Origin of the sequence: Nocardia sp. NPDC051750, from assembly GCF_044453135.1 — a bacterium.
GTDB lineage: Bacteria > Actinomycetota > Actinomycetes > Mycobacteriales > Mycobacteriaceae > Nocardia.
On the sequence record NZ_JBITCK010000001.1, the window covers coordinates 1,564,290 to 1,568,320 of the forward strand.

The 4,031-nt window shown below is 69.9% G+C and carries 2 protein-coding genes; both read left to right on the top strand.

Annotated elements, in window-relative coordinates; translation table 11 throughout:
* The first annotated feature begins 678 nt into the window (after window positions 1-678).
* Window positions 679-2,454 carry an AMP-binding protein gene (locus ACIA75_RS06980; protein WP_397100705.1) on the top strand — a complete coding sequence of 592 codons (1,776 nt, stop codon included), beginning with the start codon at window positions 679-681 and terminating at the stop codon, window positions 2,452-2,454.
* A 292-nt stretch (window positions 2,455-2,746) separates the two neighbouring features.
* Window positions 2,747-3,769, top strand: a complete 1,023-nt coding sequence (locus ACIA75_RS06985) for an alpha/beta hydrolase (protein ID WP_397101017.1) — start codon at window positions 2,747-2,749, stop codon at window positions 3,767-3,769.
* Window positions 3,770-4,031: the final 262 nt, after the last annotated feature.

A 4,031-nucleotide genomic window follows, 5' to 3' on the forward strand; every position in this document is an offset into this window, starting at 1 on the left:
GTACGGGACCTGGGCCGGGAGTCGGCGGAACCGGCTTCCTCCGTTCTTTCGCAGCGTGGGGCGGGGTCCGAGGAGGGGGCTCGTTCGTCGGATTCTCTCGCGGACCAAGTCTCGAGTGCCCCCGCTTCGCGCGGTTCGCAACTGCCGCAACGACGGTCGCGAGCCACCGAGCAGCCGACCGCCGGCCCGGTCCGGGGACGGGAGTGGGCGGACCCGGCCCCCGCCGTTGTTCCGCAGCACGGGACCTCGTCAGACGAGGGTTCTGGTTTGTCCGGGTCCCTCGCCGATCACGACCCCGGTACGTCCGCTGCGCACAGTTCGGAACTGCCGCAACGCCGGCCGCACGCCGCCGCCGAGTGGCCGACCGGCGCGGCAGGCGAGGGGACAGGCCCGAGCGGATTGCCGCAGCGCCGGTCCGGGACCGTAGGGGGTACTCCGACAGCGGAGTCCACCGATTCCGTGCCCGACGCTCTGCCGCGGCGCCGTTCGTCGCTCGCCGAGCAGTCCGTGGGGCCCCGGGATCAGGCTCTCGAGGCGACCGGGTCCGATCCGAATGGGCTGCCGCAGCGTCGCCCGCCGGTTGCCGGACAGCCGGTGAACGGCGGGGACCACGGCTTCGAGTCGACCTCGCCCGCCCCGAGCGAGCCTCCCCAACGACGCGGATACCAGAGCAGTTCGTTGCCGCCCGAGCCTTTCGATACCGCCGCCCCCGGCGTTCCTGATCCGGACAGCCCGGGGTCGCCGCAGCGGCGGCAGCCGGTCGTCGAGCAGCACGACCCCGGGGCGGCGGACCAGGAGGGGCTCACCTCGGCGCCCGGTGGGTTACCCCAGCGGCGACCTGCTGCGCCGATCGAGGCCGGCGCTGCCGGGCTCGTCCCCGAGGCGGGTGCGCCGCCGGATCCCGTTCCGAGTGTGCTGCCGCAGCGCCGCCCACTCCCGGCGGATCAGCCGGAGTCGGCACGGCCCACGCCCGAGCCGCCGCTCGCGCCGCTCCCACAGCGGCGACCCGTATCCGATGGAGAGCCGGCCGCCGCACCGCCCGCACTACCGCAGCGGCGGCCGGAGCCCGCGGCGGAATCGGCGGTGGACCCGGAATCCGCCGGGCCTGCCGCGGTGAGTTACGAACCGGATACGGCCCACGAGGCGGAGCCGGACAGTACCGCCGATCCGGAACCGACCACTTTCCTGCGGCCGGTCACCGATGTGGAAACCACCGCGTATATGTCGCCGATCCTGGATCTCGGGTCGCGTGACGATGCCGGCACCTTGCTGTCGCTGTTCGACGAACAAGTGGCGCGCACTCCCGCGGTCCCCGCGGTCCGGCAGGGCGCGCGGTTGCTCGGCTATGCCGAACTGGACCGGAAGTCGCGGGCGCTGTCGGTGGAGTTGATCCGGTTCGGTGTCGGTGCGCAGACCCCGGTCGCGGTGGCGATGCGACCCGGAATCGATCTGGTGGTCGCGGTGGTCGCGGTGCTGCGCGCCGGCGGTGCGTACGTCCCCGTGGATCCGGGCCGCCCGGCCGAAGAACTCGATCGAGTGCTGGGGTCCGCCGCCCCGATCTGTGTGCTGAGCATCTCCGACGACGGTGTGACGACAGGTACCGGTATCCCGGTGGTGGCCATCGATCTGCTCTACCTGGAGCTACCGACCGACCCCGCCGCGGACCCGGTCGTATCCGTCGACGATATCGCCGATATCCGCTATCTCCCGGAGTCGGAGACCGGTGTCACCGGTACCCACCGCCAGCTGGTCGAACGGCTGCGCCGGGCCCAGCGCAGCCACCCGTACGACGCGGACGATCTGGTGCTGCACGCGGCTCCCACCATCAGCGATATCACGCTCTGGGAGCTGTTCCGGCCGCTGCACAGCGGTGCGCAGATCCTGATGCCCGACAATCCGGGCCGGGCCGCGGATCTGTCGCGTTCGATCGCCGCGCACAAGGTGACGATCGTGCACGTCGTCCCGGCCCTGCTGGACCGTTTCCTGGATTCGGTGGCCGACGGTGGCGGCCGGGCCGCGCATCCGAGCCTGCGCCGGGTCGTCGTGGACGGCGCCGCGCTGCCGCCGGGCGGGGTGGAGCGGTTCATGACGCTGTTGCCGGGTGCGGAGCTGGTCATCTGGTACGGCCACAACGAGACCGGTGTCATCACCGTGGGGTCCGTCGGTGGGCGGCCGGTCACCAACGACCGGGTGTACCTGCTGGACGAGCGACTGCGGCCGGTGCCACCGGGTACGGCCGGCGAGATGTACATCGGGGGACCGCAATTGGCTCGCGGGTACTACGACGCTGCGGGCGCGACCGCCGGCCGGTTCGTCGCCGCGGCCGGCGGTGGCCGCCTGTACCGCACCGGGGATATCGTCCGGCGCCGCGACGGCGTCCTGGAGTACCTCGGCCGTGTCGAGCGTCACGGCGGGTCGCTGACGGCCGGTTCGCGCCGTGGCGGGCATGATTGAGCGCGCCCGGCGCTATTCGGCGTCACCACAACCGTTATCCTGGCGTGCTGAATCGGCACTGTATGCGCGGCCGGGCCGAGATCTTCGGGCAACGCTACGGTAACGATATGTCCACGCCGTACGACTACACAGGCGGAAGTGCCGGGGCGGTCGACTCGTGCCCGGCTACTGTGAGGCGTTCGGGAGCCGGTCCCCACGGCGTCGAGAGAGCCCGAATGGAAATTCGAGACGAAGCGAAGGTGCGAAATTGATACGTCGACTCAGCCGGCGTGGCGGCAGACGCGCTGCGGCGATGGTCGCGGCCACAGCGGTGCTCGCGGGAGTGATGACGGGCCTCGGCGGTAGCACCGCCGCAGCCGACCCGATCATCGAGTCCAAGACCCTGCTCGCCGACCCGACCTCGCCCAACGGGTCACGCATCGTCAAGGCCGAGTACAAGGACGATCGCAACCTGCGCTTGTATGTGCAGTCCACGTCCATGGACAAGGAGATCATCGTCGATGTGCAGCGTCCGGCCGACGCCTCGGTGCCCCGGCCCACGCTGTACCTGCTGAACGGAGCCGGTGGCGGCGAGGACTCGGCATCGTGGCAGGCCCAGACCAATACGCTGGAGTTCCTGTCCGACAAGAACGTCAACGTCGTGCAGCCGATCGGCGGTAGCTGGAGCTACTACACCGACTGGATCAAGGACGATCCGGCGCTCGGCCGCAACAAGTGGAAGACGTTCTTCACCGAGGAACTTCCGCCGCTGGTGGACGGCGCGCTGGGCACCAACGGGGTGAACTCGATCGCCGGGCTGTCGACCTCCGGCACCACCGTGCTGGCGCTGCCGATCGCGAAGCCGGGACTGTACAAGGCGGCCGCCGCCTACAGCGGTTGCGCGCAGACCAGCGATCCGGTCGGTTCGGAGTTCGTGAAGCTCACCGTCGAGGTGTGGGGTGGCGGCGACACCATGAACATGTGGGGTCCGCAGGGCTCGGAGGAATGGGTCGAGAACGACCCGTACGTCAACGCCGAAGGTCTGCGCGGTCTGGAACTCTATGTCTCCACCGGTAACGGCCTGCCCGGTCGCTGGGACACGCTGAACGGCCCGCACACTCTCCCCGGCTCCTACGGTCTGGCCAACCAGGTCCTGGTCGGTGGCGTGATCGAAGCGGGTACGAACTTCTGCACCCACAACCTGAAGAACCGCCTCGATTCCCTGGGCATCCCTGCCACCTTCAACTTCCGCGATAACGGCACCCACTCGTGGGGCTACTGGGAAGACGAGTTCCGGGCCTCCTGGCCCGTCCTCGCCCGCGGCATGGGCATCTGAGGCTGTGTCTTTTTTGCGGCGCCTTCGGCGCCGCGGGGTTGAGACCCCTCGGCGTCGTGCTCCAGCCCTCGAGACTCGCGGCTTCGCCGCATGCGTTTCGAGGACTGAAGCACGACGCGGCCTCAATCCTCCACGGCCTCGCTGAACTCGGCACTGTGTGGTGCGACTCCGCGAGTCCGGCCGAATACAAATGAGTGGCGGCCCGGTCATCGACCGGGCCGCCACTCATTGTGTTCGGTGGGGTGCCGCCTCTATTCGGCGA

Coding starts and splice junctions, on each gene's coding strand:
- ACIA75_RS06985 (WP_397101017.1), top strand. CDS start 2,747: ATGGTCGCGGCCACAGCGGTGCTCGCGGGAGTGATGACGGGCCTCGGC.